The 20,967-nt window shown below is 43.9% G+C and carries 17 protein-coding genes; 9 read left to right on the top strand and 8 right to left on the bottom strand.

From position 1 onward, the window contains the following. Nucleotides 1-180: 180 nt before the first annotated feature. Nucleotides 181-3,231, top strand: a complete 3,051-nt coding sequence (gene amt / locus QQL60_RS00500; protein WP_284722077.1) for an ammonium transporter — start codon at nt 181-183, stop codon at nt 3,229-3,231. A 7-nt stretch (nt 3,232-3,238) separates the two neighbouring features. On the opposite strand, the gene uup is transcribed toward amt, so the two are convergent. The 3 genes from uup to ung are packed head-to-tail and all read right to left on the bottom strand — an operon-like array spanning nt 3,239 to nt 7,762. Then, nucleotides 3,239-5,134 carry an ATP-binding cassette ATPase Uup gene (gene uup / locus QQL60_RS00495; protein WP_007145972.1) on the bottom strand — a complete coding sequence of 632 codons (1,896 nt, stop codon included), beginning with the start codon at nt 5,132-5,134 and terminating at the stop codon, nt 3,239-3,241. 2 nt (nt 5,135-5,136) lie between these two features. Beyond that, on the bottom strand, nt 5,137-7,032 hold the full coding sequence (locus tag QQL60_RS00490; RefSeq protein WP_007145973.1) for an ATP-binding cassette domain-containing protein: 1,896 nt from the start codon (nt 7,030-7,032) through the stop codon (nt 5,137-5,139). A gap of 43 nt (nt 7,033-7,075) precedes the next feature. Continuing rightward, the gene (gene ung, locus QQL60_RS00485) at nt 7,076-7,762 is read right to left on the bottom strand and encodes a uracil-DNA glycosylase (protein ID WP_007145974.1); all 687 of its coding nucleotides are present in this window, start codon (nt 7,760-7,762) and stop codon (nt 7,076-7,078) included. Between the two features lie 182 nt (nt 7,763-7,944). On the opposite strand from ung, the gene QQL60_RS00480 reads away from it, so the two are divergent. Continuing rightward, a complete protein-coding gene (locus QQL60_RS00480) occupies nt 7,945-8,439 on the top strand; it encodes a hypothetical protein (protein ID WP_007145975.1) in 495 nt (164 codons plus the stop codon). Between the two features lie 70 nt (nt 8,440-8,509). On the opposite strand, the gene QQL60_RS00475 is transcribed toward QQL60_RS00480, so the two are convergent. Further along, nucleotides 8,510-8,974: a Spy/CpxP family protein refolding chaperone gene (locus QQL60_RS00475; protein ID WP_284722076.1), complete on the bottom strand. Its 465-nt coding sequence runs from the start codon at nt 8,972-8,974 to the stop codon at nt 8,510-8,512. 195 nt (nt 8,975-9,169) lie between these two features. Between QQL60_RS00475 and QQL60_RS00470 the strand changes: the two genes are divergently transcribed. Next, nucleotides 9,170-9,856: a response regulator transcription factor gene (locus QQL60_RS00470; protein WP_007145977.1), complete on the top strand. Its 687-nt coding sequence runs from the start codon at nt 9,170-9,172 to the stop codon at nt 9,854-9,856. A gap of 9 nt (nt 9,857-9,865) precedes the next feature. Beyond that, the gene (locus QQL60_RS00465; RefSeq protein WP_284722075.1) at nt 9,866-11,317 is read left to right on the top strand and encodes a sensor histidine kinase; all 1,452 of its coding nucleotides are present in this window, start codon (nt 9,866-9,868) and stop codon (nt 11,315-11,317) included. A gap of 34 nt (nt 11,318-11,351) precedes the next feature. On the opposite strand, the gene QQL60_RS00460 is transcribed toward QQL60_RS00465, so the two are convergent. Further along, nucleotides 11,352-12,203 carry an EF-hand domain-containing protein gene (locus tag QQL60_RS00460; RefSeq protein WP_007145979.1) on the bottom strand — a complete coding sequence of 284 codons (852 nt, stop codon included), beginning with the start codon at nt 12,201-12,203 and terminating at the stop codon, nt 11,352-11,354. Between the two features lie 329 nt (nt 12,204-12,532). Further along, nucleotides 12,533-13,021, bottom strand: coding sequence for a hypothetical protein (locus QQL60_RS00455; RefSeq protein WP_007145980.1), 489 nt, complete (start codon nt 13,019-13,021; stop codon nt 12,533-12,535). A gap of 522 nt (nt 13,022-13,543) precedes the next feature. Here QQL60_RS00455 and msrB point away from each other — a divergent pair. The 3 genes from msrB (at nt 13,544) to QQL60_RS00440 (ending at nt 15,852) form a co-directional block, all read left to right on the top strand. After that, nucleotides 13,544-13,942, top strand: coding sequence for a peptide-methionine (R)-S-oxide reductase MsrB (gene msrB, locus QQL60_RS00450; protein WP_007145981.1), 399 nt, complete (start codon nt 13,544-13,546; stop codon nt 13,940-13,942). Further along, nucleotides 13,926-14,186: a GIY-YIG nuclease family protein gene (locus QQL60_RS00445; RefSeq protein ID WP_284722074.1), complete on the top strand. Its 261-nt coding sequence runs from the start codon at nt 13,926-13,928 to the stop codon at nt 14,184-14,186. The genes msrB and QQL60_RS00445 overlap by 17 nt, the downstream gene beginning before the upstream one ends. Before the next feature lie 64 nt (nt 14,187-14,250). Beyond that, entirely contained in the window at nt 14,251-15,852 is a 1,602-nt protein-coding gene (locus QQL60_RS00440) for an ABC-F family ATPase (protein WP_007145983.1), read from the top strand. Between the two features lie 52 nt (nt 15,853-15,904). Here the strand turns inward: QQL60_RS00440 and QQL60_RS00435 are convergent, their stop codons facing one another. Both QQL60_RS00435 and QQL60_RS00430 read right to left on the bottom strand, forming a co-directional pair. After that, nucleotides 15,905-17,329, bottom strand: coding sequence for a dihydrolipoyl dehydrogenase (locus QQL60_RS00435; protein WP_007145984.1), 1,425 nt, complete (start codon nt 17,327-17,329; stop codon nt 15,905-15,907). Nucleotides 17,330-17,352: 23 nt separating this feature from the next. After that, entirely contained in the window at nt 17,353-17,562 is a 210-nt protein-coding gene (locus QQL60_RS00430; RefSeq protein WP_007145985.1) for a dodecin, read from the bottom strand. Between the two features lie 192 nt (nt 17,563-17,754). Here QQL60_RS00430 and QQL60_RS00425 point away from each other — a divergent pair, with 192 nt between their 5' ends. Further along, nucleotides 17,755-19,590 carry a DEAD/DEAH box helicase gene (locus tag QQL60_RS00425; RefSeq protein WP_273182654.1) on the top strand — a complete coding sequence of 612 codons (1,836 nt, stop codon included), beginning with the start codon at nt 17,755-17,757 and terminating at the stop codon, nt 19,588-19,590. 109 nt (nt 19,591-19,699) lie between these two features. Continuing rightward, nucleotides 19,700-20,929 (top strand): nucleoside recognition domain-containing protein, encoded by a 1,230-nt coding sequence (locus tag QQL60_RS00420; RefSeq protein WP_284722073.1) that lies wholly within the window; start codon nt 19,700-19,702, stop codon nt 20,927-20,929. Nucleotides 20,930-20,967 lie beyond the last annotated feature (38 nt).

Raw genomic sequence — 20,967 nt, 5'->3', positions numbered from 1 at the left:
CTATCTCGAATAAAAAAGCCATTTACCCACTTAGGGAAATGGCTTTTTTGTTTTAGCCCTATCACAATAAACTCTCGTCAATCGGGAAACTCTTCCATTTCGTCATATAACGTATGGATTTATTTTCTGAAATATCGTAAAAAAATACATAAATCTCACTTTATATAGGCGACACTGATTGTGGATACTTTATGGTTACTTTGTTCTGCTTGCCTCGTATTTACCATGCAAGCAGGTTTTCTTTGTTTAGAAAGTGGCCTTGTCCGCAGTAAAAATAGCATTAACGTTGCAGCAAAAAACATCACTGACTTTACGATTTCCAGCGCTATTTTCTGGCTAATTGGTTTTGGCATTATGTTTGGTGACAGTGTTTCCGGTTTTTTCGGTATTAGTCATTTTATGTTTGGCGAGAAGCCAACAGCCAGCGTAACCACTTTTTTTATTTTCCAAATGATGTTCTGTGGCACTGCAGCCACGCTTGTATCAGGTGCGGTTGCTGAACGCACCAGCTATATCGGTTATGTCATTATTACCATCACTATTACACTGCTTATCTACCCTGTTATTGGACATTGGGCATGGGCAGGCATTCATGATGGTACACCAACCGGCTGGCTGGAACAGTTAGGTTTTGTTGACTTTGCTGGCTCCACGGTTGTCCACTCGGTAGGTGGTTGGGTTGCCTTTGCTGCCATTTTGATTATTGGGCCACGTATCGGCCGTTATGATGTAGATGATCGTCGTATTCCTGGCAGTAACCTGCCCATGGCCGTTTTAGGTGCAATGCTTATCTGGTTTGGCTGGTTTGGATTCAATGGCGGCAGTACGCTTGCCTGGTCTGATAATGTGCCCAGTATCTTGCTTAACACCCTTGTTGCAGCAGTCTGGGGCGGCATTTCAACAACGCTTTTGAAATACTTCTCTGATGGTTATGTTGATGTATTAATGATCATCAATGGCGTATTAGGCGGCTTAGTGTCTATTACAGCAAACTGCCATGCGGTGAGCAGTGACCAGGCCTTTTTAATCGGCATTATCGGTGGGGTTATTGTTTTCTACGGTGACAAACTGCTTGAATGGAAAAAGATTGATGATGCGATCAGTGTTATTCCGGTTCACCTGTTCGCTGGCATATGGGGCACCATCGCTCTGGCGTTATTAGGTGATCCAACAAAAATTGGCACGGGGCTTAGCCGACTGGCTCAATTAGAAGTTCAATTATTAGGGATTGCAACTATCGGTATTTACAGTTTTGTCATTGCCTATGTGGTATTCAAACTTATTAACCGGTTTTATCCACTTCGTGTTGATGCCAATGCCGAACTAATCGGCCTTAACGTGGCTGAACACCGTGTCAGTACCGAGGTCTTTGATTTGCTGGCTGCCATGCATCATCAGCAACAAAAGTCTGATTTTTCATCTACTGTTCCCGTTGAACCGTTCACAGAAGTGGGTCAAATTGCCCAACAGTACAATCGCGTTATTGATAAGGTTAATCAGGAAATAAAACAACGCGATCAGGCTTTCTCTGCTTATAAGGAAAGTGAGTTCCGCAAAGGCGCTATTTTACAAGCGGCAATGGATTGTATCGTCACCATCAATGAACGCGGTGAAATCATCGAATTTAATCCTGCTGCCGAACAGTGTTTTGGTATGTCAAAACGCTCCGTACTTGGACAAAACTTTTTTGTTTTATTTATCACCGAACAATCGCGTTCAGCAGCAATGAGTAACCTGTCACATGGCTTTGTCAGTGGTGATGGTCTGGTACTCAAGCGCCATAATATTGCTGAACTTACACGCAGTGATGGTGAGGAATTCCCTGCTGAAGTGGTGATCACTCAAACCACTGATACAACACAGCCTCGTGTCGAATATACCTTACATATTCGTGATATTACTCAGCAAATAAAACTGCAAAATCGTCTAAAACAACTGGCATATAACGATCCTCTCACTGGCCTCTACAACCGTACCTATTTCATGAGTCATTTAAAACAGCTCATTCAATATCATCAGCAAACGCCTGGTTCCGTCGTTTTAATGTTCTTGGATTTAGACCAATTTAAAAAGATAAATGACAATCTGGGACATAAGGCTGGTGATGAACTGCTATGTGAGGTTGCTAATCGTCTTGGCAAAGTCACACGTGAACTGGATATGGTCGGACGCTGGGGTGGTGATGAGTTTGTCATCGTATTATCTGGCGATATCACGCTCGAGAACGCTGAAAGCAAGGCAATGGATATCCTCGGCGTGATGCGTGCGCCGGTGACGCTTGCTCAACAAAACCTGGTTGTGCCGACCAGTATCGGCATTGCTATATCAGAAAATGGACAGATACAAGCTGAGCAGTTGTTACAACACGCAGATATTGCAATGTATAAAGCAAAACAGGCAGGTCGAAACACCTATCGTGCTTTCCTGGAAGAAATGAGTGAGAAATCCTTACAACATTTTCAACTGGAACACGCACTGCCTGATGCCATCAAAGGTGATCAATTATTTCTTGAATATCAGCCTAAGGTCTCCTGTGAAACCAGTGAAGTCGTTGGTTTTGAAGCGTTATTACGCTGGCAGCATCCAGAGCACGGCTTAATCATGCCTGGCGACTTTATTCCCGTTATCGATGAATCCAATATGATCATCGACGTCGGTGAATGGGTGATTGAAAATGTCATCAAACAGTTATCAGCCTGGCGTGATGCCGGTGCAACATTATTACCCATCGCCATTAATATTTCTGGTCATCATCTGCACTCCAACACATTAACGGCCTATGTTGAAAAATTGATGACGCAGTATGGCATCAGTGGCGAATTGCTGGAGTTTGAAATTACTGAAGGTGTGCTAACCGGCAATACAGAAGAGAGCATCGCTGCATTAACAGCCTTGAAAAAAACCCGTATCCGCTTATCCATAGATGACTTTGGTACCGGCTATTCATCATTAAGCTACTTGAAGAAATTCCCAGTGGATGTGCTGAAAATCGATCAGGCCTTTATCAGAGAGTGCAGTGTTAATATTGAAGATGCCGCTATTTGTAAAGCAATTATTACATTAGCCAAAAGTCTTGGCCTGGAAGTCATCGCAGAAGGTGTTGAAAATCAGGAACAACTACAGTTCCTTAAACAACACCACTGCGATGTGTATCAGGGGTATTATTTCAGCCGACCGATAGCAGCTAAACATGCTATGACTTTATTAGAACAAAATCTGTCTGTCAGCTGATTCGGGACTAGCTGTTGGCCTTTTCTTCCAACAGCTCCCAACGCTCAAAGGCTTCTGCCATTTTGGCTTCTAATTCAGACAGCGCTTGCTGTACCTGACTGACTTTTTTGGGGTCCTGCTGATAAAAATCCGGTTCAGACATCTTTGCGGTTAAGGTTTCCTGTTCCATTTCCAGCTTTTCAATAATGGCTGGCAAGGCTTCCAGGTCTAACTTCTCCTGATAGGTCAACGTGGATTTTTTTGCAGGCTTATTAGCCGGCTTTTCTGCAGTTGTTTTAGCTGCCGGCTTGGGATTGCTCTTTTGAGTATCCGCACGCTGCCTTAACCAGTCATCATAACCACCGACATACTCACGGAGCTGACCATCCGTATCAAACACAATACTGCTGGTCACGACATTATTGATAAATGAACGGTCATGGCTCACTAACAGTAAGGTACCAGAGTAATTCAGTAATAAATCTTCCAGTAGTTCCAATGTTTCAGCGTCCAAGTCATTGGTCGGTTCGTCCATCACCAATAAGTTAGCTGGTTGTGTAAACAGTTTCGCCAACAAGAGCCGGTTTCTTTCACCACCGGATAATGCTTTCACCGGTGTGCGTGCTCTGTCAGGCGTAAACAGAAAATCCTGCAGATAACCAATGATATGTTTACGACTACCATTAATTTCGACGTGATCACTGCCCTGCCCGACATTCTCAACCACCGATTCTTCTTCATTAAGCTGACTGCGTAATTGATCAAAAAAGGCAATGTCCAGATTAGTACCTAATTTCACTGAGCCATGCTCAGGTTCGATCCGTTTCAATAAAATGGATAACAGTGTACTTTTACCGCAGCCATTCGGACCGATAATGCCAATACGATCACCACGCTGAATAACAATAGAAAAATCTTCAAACAGCATTTTACCGTCGTAACTCTGGCTAATATGCTCGGCTTCTAATACCAGCTTGCCGCTTCTGTCAGATTCTTGTAACTGAATGTTGGCTGTTCCCTGACGTTCACGTCGTTGACTACGCTCTTTACGTAAGGCTTCCAATGCTCTGACACGACCCTCATTACGTGTACGACGCGCTTTGATACCCTGACGTATCCACACTTCTTCCTGAGCCAGTTTTTTATCAAATTGGGCATTTTGCTCCGCCTCAGCCGCCAGCAATTCTTCGCGTTTTTTCAGGTAGTTTTCATAATCACCGGGGAAGCTGACCAGATTGCCACGATCCAATTGCACAATGCGTGTAGCCAGAGCCTGTAAAAATGTTCGATCATGGGTGATAAACAGCACGGTGCCGCCATAGCTTTTCAAAAAGCCCTCAAGCCAGGTGATCGATTCAATATCCAGATGGTTAGTCGGCTCATCAAGTAAGAGAATGTCTGGCTGTTTGACCAATGCCTGTGCCAGTAAAACACGACGTTTCTTCCCGCCGGATAAGCTATCAAACTCGGTATCTGCATCCAGCGATAATTTGGAAATGACAGTTTCGACACGCTGCTCTAAAGACCAGCCATCAGCCGCTTCAATTTTATGCTGCGCTTTTTCCAGTTTATCTAACAGAGCCTGTGAGCTGTCTGTTTGTAGTTGATGAATAATATCGTGATATTCCACCAGCAGAGGCGCTAACTGACCTAAACCCGCTGCCACCACATCAAATACTTTGCCATGCGTACCACTCGGGACTTCCTGCTCCAGTCGTGAAATGACCAAATCCTGAATACCGACCATTTCACCAGAGTCAGCAGTGACTTCGCCGGCAATTAATTTCATCAGTGTCGATTTGCCAGCACCATTGCGTCCGACTAAACAGACACGTTCACCACGATCTAATTGAAAATCGACTTTATTTAATAAATTCGGGCCGCCGAAACTGACGGTAATTTGTTTTAATGACAGTAATGCCACGGTTATTCCTCAGCAGCTTGAGCTGCTTCTAATTGTTCGCTGGCATCAAACCACTGCATTTCGGTCTGTTCCAGCTGTGTTTTAAGATCCGCCTGCTGTTGTAATAAGTGTTTTAACTTATCTTTATTGGCATCGGTATAAAGTGCTGTATCGGCAAGCTGCATTTCCAATGAGGACAGAGCTTCATTAAGCTTATCCATCTGCTGTTCCGCTTTTTTCACGCTATTTCGTAATGGCTGTAGCTTTTGCCGCTGTTGGGCGGCATTTTGTCTGTCCTGCTTTTTATTGTTCACAGCAGACGATGATTCTGTGGTTTTTTCAGGTTTATCTTTATTCAACAACCACTGACGATAATCATCCAAATCACCATCAAACACTGTCGCTTGTCCATTAGACACCAGCCATAAATCATCAGTCACCGTACGTAGCAAATGTCTGTCATGCGAGACAACAACCAGCGCACCTTCAAAATCCTGCAAAGCGACCGTTAAGGCTAAACGCATTTCCAGATCAAGGTGATTGGTCGGTTCATCCAGTAACAACACAGCAGGTTTCTGATAGACCAGAATAGCGAGTACCAATCTGGCTTTTTCACCACCCGAAAAAGGAGCTACAGGTTCTAATGCTTTGTCACCATGAAAACCAAAACCACCGAGAAAGTTTCGGCATTCCTGTTCTGAAGCCAGCTTATTCAATCGTTGAATATGTTTTAACGGACTGTCATCTGGTCGAAGTTGTTCCAGTTGATGCTGGGCAAAATAGCCAATGCGAATATCTTTCCCTTCTTTACGTTTACCACTCAGGGGCTCCAATACACCGGCAATCAGTTTAATCAGTGTCGACTTACCTGCACCATTCGGCCCCAACAGACCGATTCGATCTCCCGGTGCCAGACGCATTTTAATATTGCTGATCAGTGGCTTGTTTTCATCATACCCCACCGACGCTTTATCTAAATCCAATAAGGGAGTAGCGAGGCGACTTGGTGGAAAAAATTCAAAATGAAACGGTGAATCCACATGAGCTGGGGCGATTAACTCCATACGTTCCAGGGCTTTAATACGACTTTGAGCTTGTCGGGCTTTGGTTGCCTTTGCTTTAAAACGTGTCACAAAACTGCGCATATGGGCAATTTCGCGTTGTTGCTTTTGGTGAGCCGCTTGTTGATTGGCCAGATGCTCGGCACGAGCCAGCTCGAAATCAGAATAGCTACCCGTATAAAGTTTCACTCGCTGTTGTTCGATATGTGCGATGTGGGTGACCACGCGATCGAGAAAATCGCGATCATGCGAAATCACAATTAATGTGCCGGGATAAGCACGTAACCATTCTTCCAGCCAATATACCGCTTCCAAATCAAGGTGATTGGTGGGCTCATCCAATAATAAAAGATCAGAGCGACACATTAATGCCTGCGCCAGATTGAGCCGCATCCGCCAGCCACCGGAGAACGCATTCACTGGCCAGCTTTCCTGCTCAGCGGTAAACCCCAGACCATGCAACAATTTTCCTGCCCGACTATTAGCCGTGTAGGCATCAATTGCCGCCAACTTATCATGTAATACACCCACTAAGTGACCATCATGATTCGCTTCTGCGTCAGCCAGCTGTTGGTTCAACTCAGTTAATTCGGCATCGCCTTCCAGCACGTAGTCCAGTGCAGACGTGTTTACAGCCGGTGTTTCCTGAGCCACATGCGCAATGGTCCAGACATCAGGAATCGATACTTCACCGGTATCCGCATGAAGTTGTTGCCGTAACATCGCAAATAAACTGGATTTACCGGTACCGTTTGCACCGGTCAAACCCACACGTTGTCCGGGATGAACAATAAGATTGGCCGATTCAAACAGTAATTGAGTGCCACGACGGAGAGAGACTTGATTGAACTTTATCATGGCGCGAATTGTATCAAGGCCGGGGCCGGTCTAGCAGAATTTCTTATGACACCGTGTCTGGTAATTGCCAGTTAATCGGTGATTTCCCGTGCTGGACAAGATAATCATTCGCCTGACTAAAATGACGACACCCGAGAAAGCCACGATGCGCTGATAAAGGCGAAGGATGCGGAGCTTTTAGAACCAAATGTCTCTGCAGGTCAATCACGCTGCCTTTTTTCTGTGCATAACTGCCCCACAACATAAACACGACATGCTCACACCGCTCATTAATAGTTTCGATCACTTTATCCGTAAACTGTTCCCAGCCTTTTCCCTGATGTGCGTTAGCATTTGAATCTTCTACAGTTAATACGGCGTTGAGTAACAATACGCCCTGCTTCGCCCATGATTCCAGATAACCGTGTTTAACAGGGGTCACACCCAGATCGGATTCCAGCTCTTTATAAATATTGACCAGCGATGGCGGCACTTTGACGCCAGGTTTGACGGAAAAGCATAAACCATGCGCTTGTCCAGGCTGATGATACGGGTCCTGGCCCAGGATAACGACTTTAACCTCATCAAGCGGCGTCGTTTCCAGAGCATGAAACCAATCCGCAGAATGAGGGTAAATTTTCTTCTGCTGGTCTTTCTCCTGACGCAGAAAAGCTTTCAAGTCTTGCATATAAGGTGCATTAAACTCTGCAGCCAGGACGGCCTGCCAACTTGGCGCGTGTTCCAGAACCATGTTTATTCCCTACTAGAAAATCAGAACTATGATACCGAATCCGTTTATTGAATAGCCAAATCCGGGGCATAAAATCACCCGCTGGAAAAATTTCCTAAAATAAATCAGGAGAATATCCGATAGGGTGATGTTTACTCTGATGCTAGCCTACGAGTATTTAGTCACATACATGGTGTTCAGAAGTGAAAACACGTATCCGGTTTATTCTCTGCCTTCTTTTTATTAGTCTGTTAAGCGCCTGTGGTGACAATGAGGAAGAATATGATCTCACCGCATCTGACAGCACGGTGCCATCCCCCATAGAAAAAGACGATATTCCTCAATGGCTGGAACCCTATGATAGTCTTGCGCCTGAAGACTGGTTGATTCTTCGTAGTGCAGCGGCATTAAGAGGTGAAGTGACCGATCGTGAACATCGGATTGAGATTTTACAGCATGCCTCACATCACTTCCGTGAGAGCCCACGTATGATTGCTAACCGAGCAGTTCAGCTAGAAGACATGTTATTAGAAATTGGGATCGAAGAAAGCGCTGTCAGTCTGATTGATATGTTTACTCATTTACCGACCGAAGGCACGCCACATAATTTCTCAGCGTATTGTCAGTACTACTTTAATATCCGCGCCAAGGGATATCATCAGGGCTATGCCTTGACCCAACTCTCCAAACTGAAATAAATGCAGCAGCTCTCCCCATCACTGGGATGGGAGAGAGGATTGGTCGGGGAGAGCCGTGCATATTCTTTAATTAACCGGGGAATGGCGTATTAAAACTCAACATCTTAAGTTTTAAAGCCTGTCGTTGCTGCTTATCCAGAACCGCATAAAGCTCATGGGAAAATTCGGCTTTTTTGAGTGCATAACGCTTATGAAGCTTCAAGGACTTATCAATTAACTTTTCCAGTTTTTCCTTATCAAAATCATCCGAGAGTGTCATTTCCTCTATATCGCGTCTGACTTTACGCGCTTCATCCCGATCTTCCTCCATCAAATCACGTTCTTTTTCCAATAAGATCAGTATTTTGGCATTCTGTGCCGTCGTTAAATTGAGGTCATGTAAGAAAAAGCCTACATCATCAGGTTTAGGTAACATATGCATCGACGGTGGTGGCATTTTATTATCACTATGTGGTGGCGAAACATCTCTATCCATCATCGGATTGGCGATAGCCACTATTGGTAATAACATTATCAAAAACATTAGCTTCTTCATTAGCTACCTCCATATACAAACCAGGTCTTTATTCTTTAGGCCTATTTAGGCTCTAAACTTAGGATGTAGTATCCGGCATCTGGATGTTAATGAGGGTTAGCCAAAGGTAAAAACGAGTAAAGATAGTCGTTTAACTCTGGAGCAGACAACAAGTAAGCACTATCATGACAACATCAATAGCATAAGGAGCTTAATGTGGCTAATGTACTCATCATTGATGATGATGCTGAACTGGTTGAACTATTCCAGGAATATTTACAACAAGAGCAATTTCAGGTCAGTGCCAGCTTGACAGGCAAAGCGGGTTTAGAAATGGCATTAACAGGTGATTACGATTTAATCATTCTGGATATGATGTTACCGGACATTACCGGGACAGAAATACTGTTACAAATTCGTCAAAAAAGTTTGATACCGGTACTGATGTTTACAGCCAAGGGCGATGATATTGATCGAATTATTGGATTAGAATCTGGCGCTGATGACTATGTGCCAAAACCTTGTACGCCAAGAGAACTCGTTGCCCGAATTCGCGCCATTCTGCGTCGAATGGATGCTCTGATGGTCGATATGCAGACTCAGGATATTCAGATAGGTCCCTTGCAATTAAGCGCTCAAAAACGTCAGGTTTTATGGTTTGATAAACCGCTTGACCTTACCAGTACTGAATTTAATTTACTCGAAACTTTAGTCCGTAAAGCAGGCCATGTTGTCAGCAAAGACGAACTCTCTCAGCGCGCTTTAGGTCGGCCTTTAGTCAGATTTGACCGCAGTATTGATGTGCATATGAGTAGTATTCGTCAAAAACTGGGAAATCAGCAGGATGGACAATCGTATATCCAAACCATTCGTGGTAAGGGTTATCAGTTCATTCGAGACTAACTGATGAGAATGAGTAAATTATTCTGGAAATTCTTTATCGTATTCTGGCTAGCACTTTTAGTTGCTGGTATCAGCGTTGGCACTGTCGTCTGGTTACACCATAAATCTATTCAAGATCAGGCAAATAAAACCGATCCTGAAATTGATGTCCATGCGCACGCGTTTGTGTCCGTTGCAGCAGATATCTTTAGTTATGGCGGCGAGGCTGCGCTAATCACGTTTCTGGAAAAAGCCCAACAAGCCCCGTTTCCTAAAGTGTATGCCATCAATGATAATGGCAATGAAATCCTTGGTCGCTCAATCGATCCCAAAGTTGTTGCTTATGCGAGAGCCTTATTTCTGCAAGGAGAGTTTCCATTAGCGATCCGTTATGTCACCGATAATGAAGGCCATTCATTACTCCTTTTCTCACCGATGAAGAGAGGGATTTCCGAAACATTATTTATTGGTCCACCTCATGAACGACGTGAGTTTGGACCAGCGCCAATGCTAAATGAACCTTTTCCTTCACCACCATTTGAAGCCATGCATCTGCCTCCACCACCCAATGAGGCCGTCCCCTATCCTTTAATATTATTGATTGGTTCAGGGTTAATTGCCGCTATCTTTTTTAGTGCTTTATTAGCCTGGTACTTCACCAAACCCATTGGTTTATTGCGCCAGTCATTTGCAAAACTTGCCGAAGGCCAATTGCAGACTCGTATTGGTGAAAAAATGGGACGGCGCCGCGATGAATTGGTGGAGTTGGGCAAAAATTTTGATGATATGGCCGGAAAAATTGGGCATCTGATGTCAGCACAACAACGCCTGCTGCATGACGTATCCCATGAACTTCGCTCCCCATTAGCTCGCATGCAAGCGGCAATAGGTATCGCCGAACAACAACCAGAAAAAACCCATGAAATACTGAAGCGTATTGAACGTGAATCACAACGGATGAGTGATCTGGTCGGCGAGCTACTCGTCTTATCTCGTTTAGAAACAGGGGTCACAGATAATGTACAAACCGAAATTTGCTTGAATGATCTTCTTGACGAAATCATCAGTGATGCACGCTTTGAAGCAAGTAGTAAAGAAATCAAGATTCATTACTCAGCCATTGAAGATATCTTTATTACAGTGCGAAGCGAATTGCTCCACCGGGCAATTGAAAATATATTAAGAAATGCGATTAAGTTCTCGCCACCGAAATCGGATATTAAGCTTGTGGTATCAACAGATACTGAAAAAGACCGTCTATTTATTGTGATTGAAGATAATGGTCCGGGTGTTGCTGAAGCGGATTTAGAATCCATATTTAAACCATTCTTCCGTGGTCACCTGACTGAGCGAAACGATAGCATTGGGTTAGGATTAGCTATTGCCTACCGTGCCATTGATACACATGGCGGTGAAATAAAAGCATCTAATAGAGAAAATGGCGGACTTCGTGTCGAAGTCAATTTACCTTATAAGAAATAACCACTCCGATGATCATCGGAGTGGTTACAGTTAGTTAAGCGGAAACAGATAATGCTGGTTCACGCTCAAGATAGCTCATGTCATTCAGCTTGGCATATTCCATCACCTCACTTTGTGTCACAACGCCATCACCATCAGCATCTGCATTCTCAAAATTATCTGCCAGAGCACTGAATAGATCACTCAGCGGTGACTCTTCAGATGACATATCAGATAACTGCTTCTGTGTCAGACCTTCGTCAGACATTGCACCACCACCTTGAGGTGGCACAGGCATAGCAATGTCATTATCTTTTGCGTAAGCCATTGCCTCAGCTTGACTGACAACACCGTCTTCATTGGCATCAGCTTCATCGAAATTTTCGGCTAATGCACTAAACAGGCTACTCATTGGTGAATCTTCAGATGACATCTCGGAAAGCTGACCTTGTGTCAGCCCCTGTTCTGCCATTGCTACTGGTCCCTGTTCACCTGGTGGCGGTGCTACATCGATATCATTGGCTTCAGCAAAACTCATGGCTTCATCACGCGTAATAACACCATCACTATCCATATCGGCTTCATCAAAATTATCCGCCAATGCGCTGAATAATTCGCTCATAGGCGAGTCATCAGATGCCATTTCAGATAATTGAGATTGGCTAAAACCATTATCTTCTTCAGGTGGTGGAGGCATTCTGGCTCGTACCCCAGTCTCATTCGCCGCCAATCCACTTTCGTAAGAACCTGATCCAATACTTGTAGATGATAATGTTGAGCTTGCAGTACTCAATGCTGTTTGTAACAGAGAAGACTCGTCTGAACCTGATGAACCCGACTTTTTCAGATTGTTCAGATACGAGTACAGCATACTGCCATTACTGGCACTTATCCCGTTAATACTCATCACATATTTCCTTATGTTAAAAACAAAAGTAGCTCTAAATAAATAAAGAACTACAAGGCCTATTGAGCAATATATCGGCCACAGGCCTTGGTATTAAAGGGTTTAGCCAGTAAAGTTAAGTTAAATATGTGTAAATTTTTGTAAAAAAGAATATGGCAATGATTATCGCAAAACATTTTAAATATCAAAAACAAACTTGATCATAGTTTCATGATATGTAGATATAGATGACGGCAATAATTGCCGCCATCTAATAAACTGATTTTAAACAAAAAACCCCTGACAAACACAATTGAATCTTTGTCAGGGGAATAGGATGAAAATTGTCACTATGCAATAATCGTGATGTGTGGCTGATTATTGTCTATAGCATTAAATGCTTGCCGGTAACCTTCAGTTCTATTGTTTGACGACGAATTCGTCTTTTTGTCCTTATCAGCTGAGTCATCTTTCATCACCGTTCGCACTAAGACACCGCTGTCATCTATACTCAAATTCAGAGGTCGTTGCTGTTTTCCGATCTGGTTTTCATTTCCCTTCAATCGTATAGCAAGTTCAGCGGCCAGCTCGTATTGACTCGTTGATGTTTGTTTTTGGCTATCTATAGATTCTGGAGTAGAACTATCCAAAGAAAATTGTTCCTGGTTTCTTAACTCAATAACAGAAATATCCTGGAGCGCTTTTTCTACGGTGTCTTTATCGAGAAAATTTTGTTCACCTTCATTCAACTTTTTATAAATAGCATTGGCCTTCTCAGTAATATTCGACTGTCGTGTGTACTGAGACTTCAGACTGTTAGATGTACCATTTATAGTCATAACTCCACCCTTATCAATCAAAGGATGACGATAGTCTTCCAGCTATGCCACCAATTTAGCCAACACTATATTTCTTTTAACTCATTGATAATAGATAGAAAAAAGTAAACCTATGTAAAAGCATGTAAAGACCATAACGCTACCAGGCAAACTAATTCATAAAACGCAAAATTGATCGATAATTTAATCGGGCACTCAAATAAAACCTGCCAAGATTCATAGTAACAACATGAATTTATTATAAAAAACTGATAGCAGAAAATTAATCCAACAAACTACTTGATAATTTAAATAATAATCATTATCATTTGTAACCGATGGAGTTGATAGGAATTTGTATTAACAAAGACTGACCTGCTCCCTCTCTCTTAAATCTGAAAACCGAGTTTGTTGCCAGTCTTTCGGCTGGCAACTTTTTTTCTCTGATTTCACTCCCCCTTCCTCCAAAAATTCAGTTAGGCTGATTTTTCAGCATGTTTTGCCTACAATAGTCAGCTTCGTAGGTACGACTTCAAAAATAAAATGCCCAACAAACTTCTAAAATCCGATGCTGAGTGGCGGCAAGAACTCAGTGAAGAGCAGTTTTATGTGACTCGTCAATCTGGAACCGAGCCCGCATTTTCTGGGATCTACGTCGATCATGATGATGAAGGTGTATACCGATGTATATGTTGTAAGCAGCCTTTATTTTCATCCGACAATAAATTTGATTCAGGTTGTGGCTGGCCAAGTTTTTCTGCACAGATATCGCATGGCGTGGTGAATCATCTGGCAGATCATAGTCATGGTATGGATCGTACAGAAGTGCGCTGTCAGTCCTGCGACGCACATTTAGGTCATATCTTTGATGATGGACCGGCTCCTACAGGGCTGCGTTATTGTATTAATTCGGTCGCTCTCGATTTTGACGATAAAAACTGACTGGACGGTTTATATTATCGAAGCGGAGAACGGTCATCTTTATACCGGCATCACCACCGATATTTCCCGCCGCTTTCAGCAACATCAGCAAGGCAAAGGCGGCGCCAGGTTCTTTCATACCAGTCAGGCAAAAAAAATTGTCTATCAGGAAACCCACCCTGATAGGAGCACAGCCTCCAAACGCGAAGCAGCCATAAAAAAACTAAGTCGTCAGGCGAAATTAGCCCTTATCGCTTCACGCTAACAATCTGTATAATGGCACTTTTTTCAGCGTCATTCTCGTCGCACTTAAATAACAGGATATTCCCTTGCTTAGTACCGCAAATATCACCATGCAATTTGGTGCCAAACCCCTATTTGAAAATGTGTCCGTCAAATTTGGCGACGGCAACCGTTATGGTCTTATTGGCGCTAATGGTTGTGGTAAATCCACCTTTATGAAAATTCTTGCTAAACAACTGGAGCCAACATCAGGCAACGTGATGCGTGATGTGAATGAGTCCTTTGCTATATTAAAGCAGGATCAGTTTGCCTACGAAAATGAACGCGTCATCGATGTGGTGATCATGGGCCAACCTGAACTGTATGAAGTCCATATTGAACGTGACCGTATCTACAACCTGCCAGAAATGAGCGAAGAAGATGGCCTCAAAGTAGCCGAACTGGAAGGCCAATATGCTGAGATGGATGGCTATACCGCTGAGTCCCGTGCAGGCGAACTGTTATTAGGTGTCGGCATTCCTGTCGAACAACACTACGGTCCGATGAGTGAAGTCGCACCGGGTTGGAAGTTACGTATTTTGCTGGCCCAGGTGCTGTTTGCCGACCCAGACATCATGCTGTTGGATGAGCCGACTAACCACTTGGACATCAATACTATCCGTTGGTTGGAAGATACCCTTAATCAGCGTAACAGCACCATGATTATTATTTCGCATGACCGCCATTTCCTGAACAGTATTTGTACGCATATGGCCGATATGGATTATGGTGAGCTGCGAATCTACCCGGGTAATTATGATGAATATATGCTGGCATCAACACAGGCCCGCGAACGTCTGATGGCTGATAACGCCAAGAAAAAAGCCCAGATAAAAGAACTACAAGGCTTTGTCGCTCGCTTCTCAGCAAACGCATCCAAAGCCAAACAAGCGACATCTCGCCAGAAACAAATGGAAAAAATCCAGCTGGAAGATATCAAACCTTCCAGCCGGGTCAATCCCTTTATTCGTTTTGATCAGGAAAAGAAATTATTCCGTAATGCCTTAGAAGTCAGCAAAATCACCCAGTTCTATGAATCGGATGAATCCTCGTTGTTTAAAGACTTTAGTTTCATGACAGAAGTCGGTGAAAAAATTGCGATCATCGGACCCAACGGTATTGGTAAAACCAGTTTAGTCAAAACACTGGTAGGTGAGCTGCCACCTAAAGCCGGTGAAGTAAAATGGTCAGAAAATGCCAATATTGGTTATTACGCACAAGATCATGATCACCTGTTTAAAGACGATTTGACACTGTTTGAATGGATGTCTCAATGGGCAGGTCCAGAAGATGATGAACAAGTCATCAGAGGCACGTTAGGTCGTTTACTTTTTTCTGGTCACAGCATTGATAAAAAAGCCAACGTCTTATCCGGTGGTGAAAAAGGTCGTATGTTATTCGGTAAATTGATTTTGCAACGACCTAACATCCTGGTCATGGACGAACCTACTAACCATATGGATATGGAATCGATTGAATCGTTAAATATGGCATTGGAACAGTTTGAAGGCACACTGATTTTTGTCAGCCATGATCGTGAATTTGTCTCTTCATTAGCAACACGTGTGTTTGATATGGAAGCCGATGGCATCACCGATTTCCGCGGCAGCTATGATGAATACCTGAAAAGCCTCGGTGTCACCAACTAGTTAGTTCATATTCAGTTCAGCTGAGGCGCTAATGCCTCAGCTAAACTTAACTTTAATCCAAGGCTTCTGCCTGAAAAGCATCACAGCGCGATAAATCAAAGCCATGTGAAGCTTGTAATTGTTTATTCGCGTGTCGCAAGGCCGTCCGCATTCCCTCTTCCAGCACCGGATGATAAATCGGCATCGCCAGCACCTGAGTTGCCGTCAGTTCCTGACTGATTGCTAAAGCCAAGGTATGTGCCATATGTTCTGCGGCAGGACAGGCCATTTCAGCACCAAGAAGCTTGCCAGACTCTTTATCCAGGTATATTCGCATCAATCCCTTATTACGTTGTGCCGCCCGTGCCCTTCCCTGATCAGCATAATCCACTTCACCAATCACGATATTCTGCTCTTCAAGCTCAGCATGAGATAAACCAACGACCGCAGCTCCCGGCTCACTGAACACCACACTTAAAGGAGTTCGTCGACAATAGGCATTGATACCGTCGCTCACAACATTATGACCCGCTATGCGGCCCTCATCGGCAACTTCATGCAACAGCATTTTATTCGCACCGGCATCACCGGCAATAAAGACAGCCGTTCCCTCAACTTGCGTTGAATTTGGGTTAATTTCTGGCATGCCTTTGTCGTCAAGACTCACATCCAGCGTATTCAATCCCATCCCATCTAGGTTAGGGCGACGACCTACAGCGACCAAAACCTGATCCACCTCGACTTCATTATGCTCACTAACCACTTTCACACCAGTTTCCGTCTCAATAAGATCGGCCTTGGCCTCAGTGAAAATATCAAACTCTTCAGCCAAAGCTTGCTTTAGCACATCACTGACCTTTTTATCTGTTAGTCCTGCCAATAAAGATTCTGCGCCAAAGGCGGTCACTTTGATGCCTAATCGTGACAAAGCCTGCGCCATTTCAATACCGATTGCCCCGAGACCTATCACCGCCATTCTGGGTTTTAAGTTTTTTTGTTCAAACAAGGTATTTGTTGTCAGTATTTTTTTGTTGCCTATCTGTTCCCAGTCAGCCGGCACTATCGGTCTGGAACCCGTAGCGATGATTATTTTTTTTGTGGTGATTAACTGATCATTAACACTGATCGTGTTCGGCCCCTTAAGACAGGCGCGTCCGGTAATGACCTTATCTTCAATATCACGAATGGATGATAATGTGCTTGATACAAAATAATCTCGCAGATGACGAACCCGCTCGAATACAGCAGCGATATCAATCGTCAGTTGATCGGCGTGTTGAATACCGAACTCAGCAAAAGTATGACGATGATGATACGCATTGGCCGCTTCGATAAGCAGCTTGGATGGCATACAGCCGACTCGGGCACAGGTAGTGCCGTACTCGCCTTCGTTAATTAACAAAAAATTATCAGTCTCTTTCTGTACTTGTTTGAGGGCTGCTAAGCCGGCCGTACCTGCCCCAATGATAATGACATCGGTCTGGGTTGCTTGTGTCATGATTATCCTTTTTGGAGCAATGTTTAATCTTCGATTCTAAATCCGACTTTGATCGTGACCTGCCAGTATTTCACACCATCGTTTTCAATATAGCCACGTGTTTCAATCACTTCAAACCAGTGCATATGCTTGACGGTTTCGCCAGCTTTTTTGATAGCATTTTGAATAGCCTGATCTGAACTTTCACTGGAACTACCGGTTAACTCAATCAGTTTGTATGTATGTTCACTCATCTCTCGCTCCTTTCTGTGATAGATAACGTTCTAAGCCATCATAAAACCTAAAACCTGACATTACCAGAAATGCGCCATATCACATTAAACAAATGATTTTTCTATCTTTTGCTTGTTCAGGATTGTATAATATGCTGTTTATCATCCCGCTCCTCAGTTTTGCGTTCAAAACTGACATTCACAGGTTTTTGCATGTCCACAGAACAACTTGACTCGATCCCCTCATTTAGTGAGTTGGGTATCGCTCCCGCTATTGTCAAAGCAATCAAAGAAGCCGGTTACGAAACACCGTCACCCATTCAAGCACAAAGTATTACGCCTTTATTAGAAGGTCGTGATTTACTGGGCCAGGCCCAAACCGGTACAGGTAAAACTGCCGCGTTTTCTCTGCCGCTATTAAGTCGTTTGAATGACCGTCAAAAAACACCTCAAATTCTGGTACTCACCCCAACACGTGAGTTAGCTATTCAAGTCGCAGAAGCGATGCAAGGCTACGGCCGCCATATGAAAAATTTCCATGTTTTACCCGTTTACGGTGGTCAAAGCATGGGGATTCAACTACGCCAGTTACAACGTAGCCCACAGGTTATCGTCGGCACGCCTGGTCGTATTCTTGATTTGATCCGTCGTGGCAAATTACCACTCGAAGATCTGAAAGCACTTGTGCTGGACGAAGCTGATGAAATGCTGCGCATGGGTTTTATTGATGATGTTGAAACCATACTGAAAGAAACGCCAGAAAATCGTCAGGTTGCGCTGTTCTCAGCAACAATGCCAAAACCGATCCATCGGGTAGCTCAGCGTTATTTAAAAGATCCAGTGGATGTCCACATCCAGTCAAAAACATCGACGGTTGACACGATCACACAACGTTACTGGCAAGTCACCGGTTTACATAAACTGGATGCGCTTACCCGTATTCTGGAAGTCGAAAACTTCGATGGCATGATCATCTTTGTCCGTACCAAAAATGCGACCGTTGATCTGTCTGAAAAGCTTGAAGCTCGCGGTTATGCCAGCTCACCATTAAATGGTGATATGAATCAGGCTTTACGTGAAAAAACCATCGAAAGAATGAAAGCCGGCAAGATTGATATCCTGGTTGCCACCGATGTGGCTGCACGTGGTCTGGATATTGAGCGCATGAGTCATGTCGTCAATTACGATATTCCTTACGACACTGAATCTTACGTTCACCGTATCGGCAGAACAGGTCGTGCCGGTCGTAAAGGTGAAGCCATTTTATTTGTCTCACCACGTGAAAAACGCATGTTGGGCGCGATTGAAAAAGCGACCAAACAAACCATCACCCGCATGCAATTGCCAAGCAGCGAAGATATTGCTGATCGCCGTGTGATGGCTTTCAAACAAGACTTAACGGAAACTATCGAGTCACAGGATTTGGCCTTTTTTGAGAACCTGATTCGTCAGTATCAGGAAGAACATAATGCAGATCCGATTGAAATGGCTGCAGCATTAGCCTTTCAAGTGCAAAAAGCGCGCCCATTAAATCCTCCCGTTGTCCATTCAGAGCGTAAGCAACCCAGAGAGCGTGCTGAGCGTAGTGACCGTCCTGAAAGAGCAAATCGTGGTGAACGTGGTATGCGTTCAGAAAGACCACCCAGAGCAGAACGTAGTCCTCGTCGCCAAACGTCCCATCAAGCTGAAGAAGGCATGAAGACGTACCGGATTGAAGTCGGTACAGAACAAAATGTTGAGCCTAAACACATTGTCGGTGCTATCGCCAATGAAGCTGGCATGGATAGTCGCATGATTGGTCGTATTACGATTAATCAGGATCACAGTCTTGTTGATTTACCAGATGGTATGCCAAAAGATATTTTTCAGCATTTAAGAAAAGTCTGGGTTAACAATAAACAGCTTGAAATTAGTCTGCCTGATTCAGATGCTGATACTTCTTCAGCAAGAGCTGAAAGAAAGCCACGTCGGGCAGGACCACTGCCAGCAAAAACCAAAAAGCGTCCAGCCATAGCCGCAAAAAAGCAAAGAAAAGCGAATCGCGACTAAATTAAGAAAAACTGATTAACAGCCCGCGTATGTGACACATGCGCGGGCTTTTTTTATTGCTTCAATACACTCGCTTCCGCAAACAATTCACTCATGCCACAATAGCGCTATGCTGAATATCATCTGGATGGCTTTTTTCCTTATCGCCTTTGTTGTCGCACTGATTAAATTATTAGTGCTGGGCGACCAGTTGATATTTACTCAACTGATGCAAGCCATGTTTGAACTGGCTAAAACTGCTTTTGAAATAGCATTAGGACTCACCGGCGTGCTTGCCTTGTGGCTCGGCATCATGAAAATTGGCGAACGTAGCGGCTTTATACAATTACTGACCTATGCCCTAACGCCATTATTCCAGCGCCTCATGCCGGATGTTCCCAAAAACCATCCCGCTATCGGTGCAATGGTAATGAATATTTCTGCTAATGCATTGGGCTTAGATAATGCAGCAACCCCGCTTGGCATCAAAGCCATGAAAGAATTGCAGACGTTAAATCCTTTTAAGGATACCGCCAGTAATGCACAAATACTTTTTCTGGTCATCAACACATCTGCGGTGACGTTATTCCCAGTCACCATATTTACCTACCGGGCACAAATGGGCGCCGCCAACCCAACCGATGTGTTTATTCCAATTCTGATCGCAACCTATATTTCAACCCTGGTTGGATTACTCAGTGTGGCATGGGTGCAGAAGATTAATCTCTTGGATCGGGTTGTTCTGGCCTATCTTGGCGGGTTCACAGCCGTCGTTTTTGCTTTATTGTTGTACTTTTCTAACTTGCCACAACAGGACATGGTGAACCAATCATCGTTAATCAGTAATGTAATTTTATTTTCTCTGGTGATTGTCTTTATTACTGCAGCATGGATAAAAAAAGTAAATGCTTATGACGCCTTTATTGATGGTGCTAAAGAAGGTTTTGAAACAGCCATTACCATTATTCCCTATCTTGTGGCCATGCTGGTAGCCATTGGTGTTTTCCGGGCCAGTGGTGCAATGGATATGCTGGCAGAAGGATTACGCCATCTAGTACTTAGTCTGGGATTGGATGATCGTTTTATAGAAGCACTGCCCACGGCATTAATGAAACCCTTCAGTGGCAGTGGTGCCAGAGCCATGATGGTCGATACCATGCAAACCTATGGTGCCGACTCGTTTGCTGGACGTCTGTCCTCCATTGTTCAAGGCAGCACCGAAACGACTTTTTACGTATTAGCCGTGTATTTTGGTTCGGTCGGTATCAAACATATTCGCCACGCGATTGGCTGTGGACTTGCCGCAGATTTTGCTGGCATTTTAGCGGCTATCACTGTGGCCTATTGGTTTTTCGGCTAAGCAGAAAAAAATCATACCTAAACAGCAAAAATTTGCTA

The sequence above is a fragment of the Methylophaga thalassica genome, assembly GCF_030159795.1.
Classification (GTDB): domain Bacteria; phylum Pseudomonadota; class Gammaproteobacteria; order Nitrosococcales; family Methylophagaceae; genus Methylophaga; species Methylophaga thalassica.
This window is presented reverse-complemented; position numbering and strand designations above follow the sequence as displayed.

Excerpts from the sequence above, each read along its gene's own strand:
- QQL60_RS00460 (WP_007145979.1), bottom strand. The coding sequence starts at position 12,203 with ATGAGTATTAACGGGATAAGTGCCAGTAATGGCAGTATGCTGTACTCG.
- QQL60_RS00455 (WP_007145980.1), bottom strand. The coding sequence starts at position 13,021 with ATGACTATAAATGGTACATCTAACAGTCTGAAGTCTCAGTACACACGA.
- QQL60_RS00475 (WP_284722076.1), bottom strand. The coding sequence starts at position 8,974 with ATGAAGAAGCTAATGTTTTTGATAATGTTATTACCAATAGTGGCTATC.
- QQL60_RS00430 (WP_007145985.1), bottom strand. The coding sequence starts at position 17,562 with ATGAGTGAACATACATACAAACTGATTGAGTTAACCGGTAGTTCCAGT.
- QQL60_RS00465 (WP_284722075.1), top strand. The coding sequence starts at position 9,866 with ATGAGTAAATTATTCTGGAAATTCTTTATCGTATTCTGGCTAGCACTT.
- msrB (WP_007145981.1), top strand. The coding sequence starts at position 13,544 with ATGCCCAACAAACTTCTAAAATCCGATGCTGAGTGGCGGCAAGAACTC.
- QQL60_RS00425 (WP_273182654.1), top strand. The coding sequence starts at position 17,755 with ATGTCCACAGAACAACTTGACTCGATCCCCTCATTTAGTGAGTTGGGT.
- QQL60_RS00490 (WP_007145973.1), bottom strand. The coding sequence starts at position 7,032 with ATGATAAAGTTCAATCAAGTCTCTCTCCGTCGTGGCACTCAATTACTG.
- ung (WP_007145974.1), bottom strand. The coding sequence starts at position 7,762 with ATGGTTCTGGAACACGCGCCAAGTTGGCAGGCCGTCCTGGCTGCAGAG.
- QQL60_RS00435 (WP_007145984.1), bottom strand. The coding sequence starts at position 17,329 with ATGACACAAGCAACCCAGACCGATGTCATTATCATTGGGGCAGGTACG.
- QQL60_RS00420 (WP_284722073.1), top strand. The coding sequence starts at position 19,700 with ATGCTGAATATCATCTGGATGGCTTTTTTCCTTATCGCCTTTGTTGTC.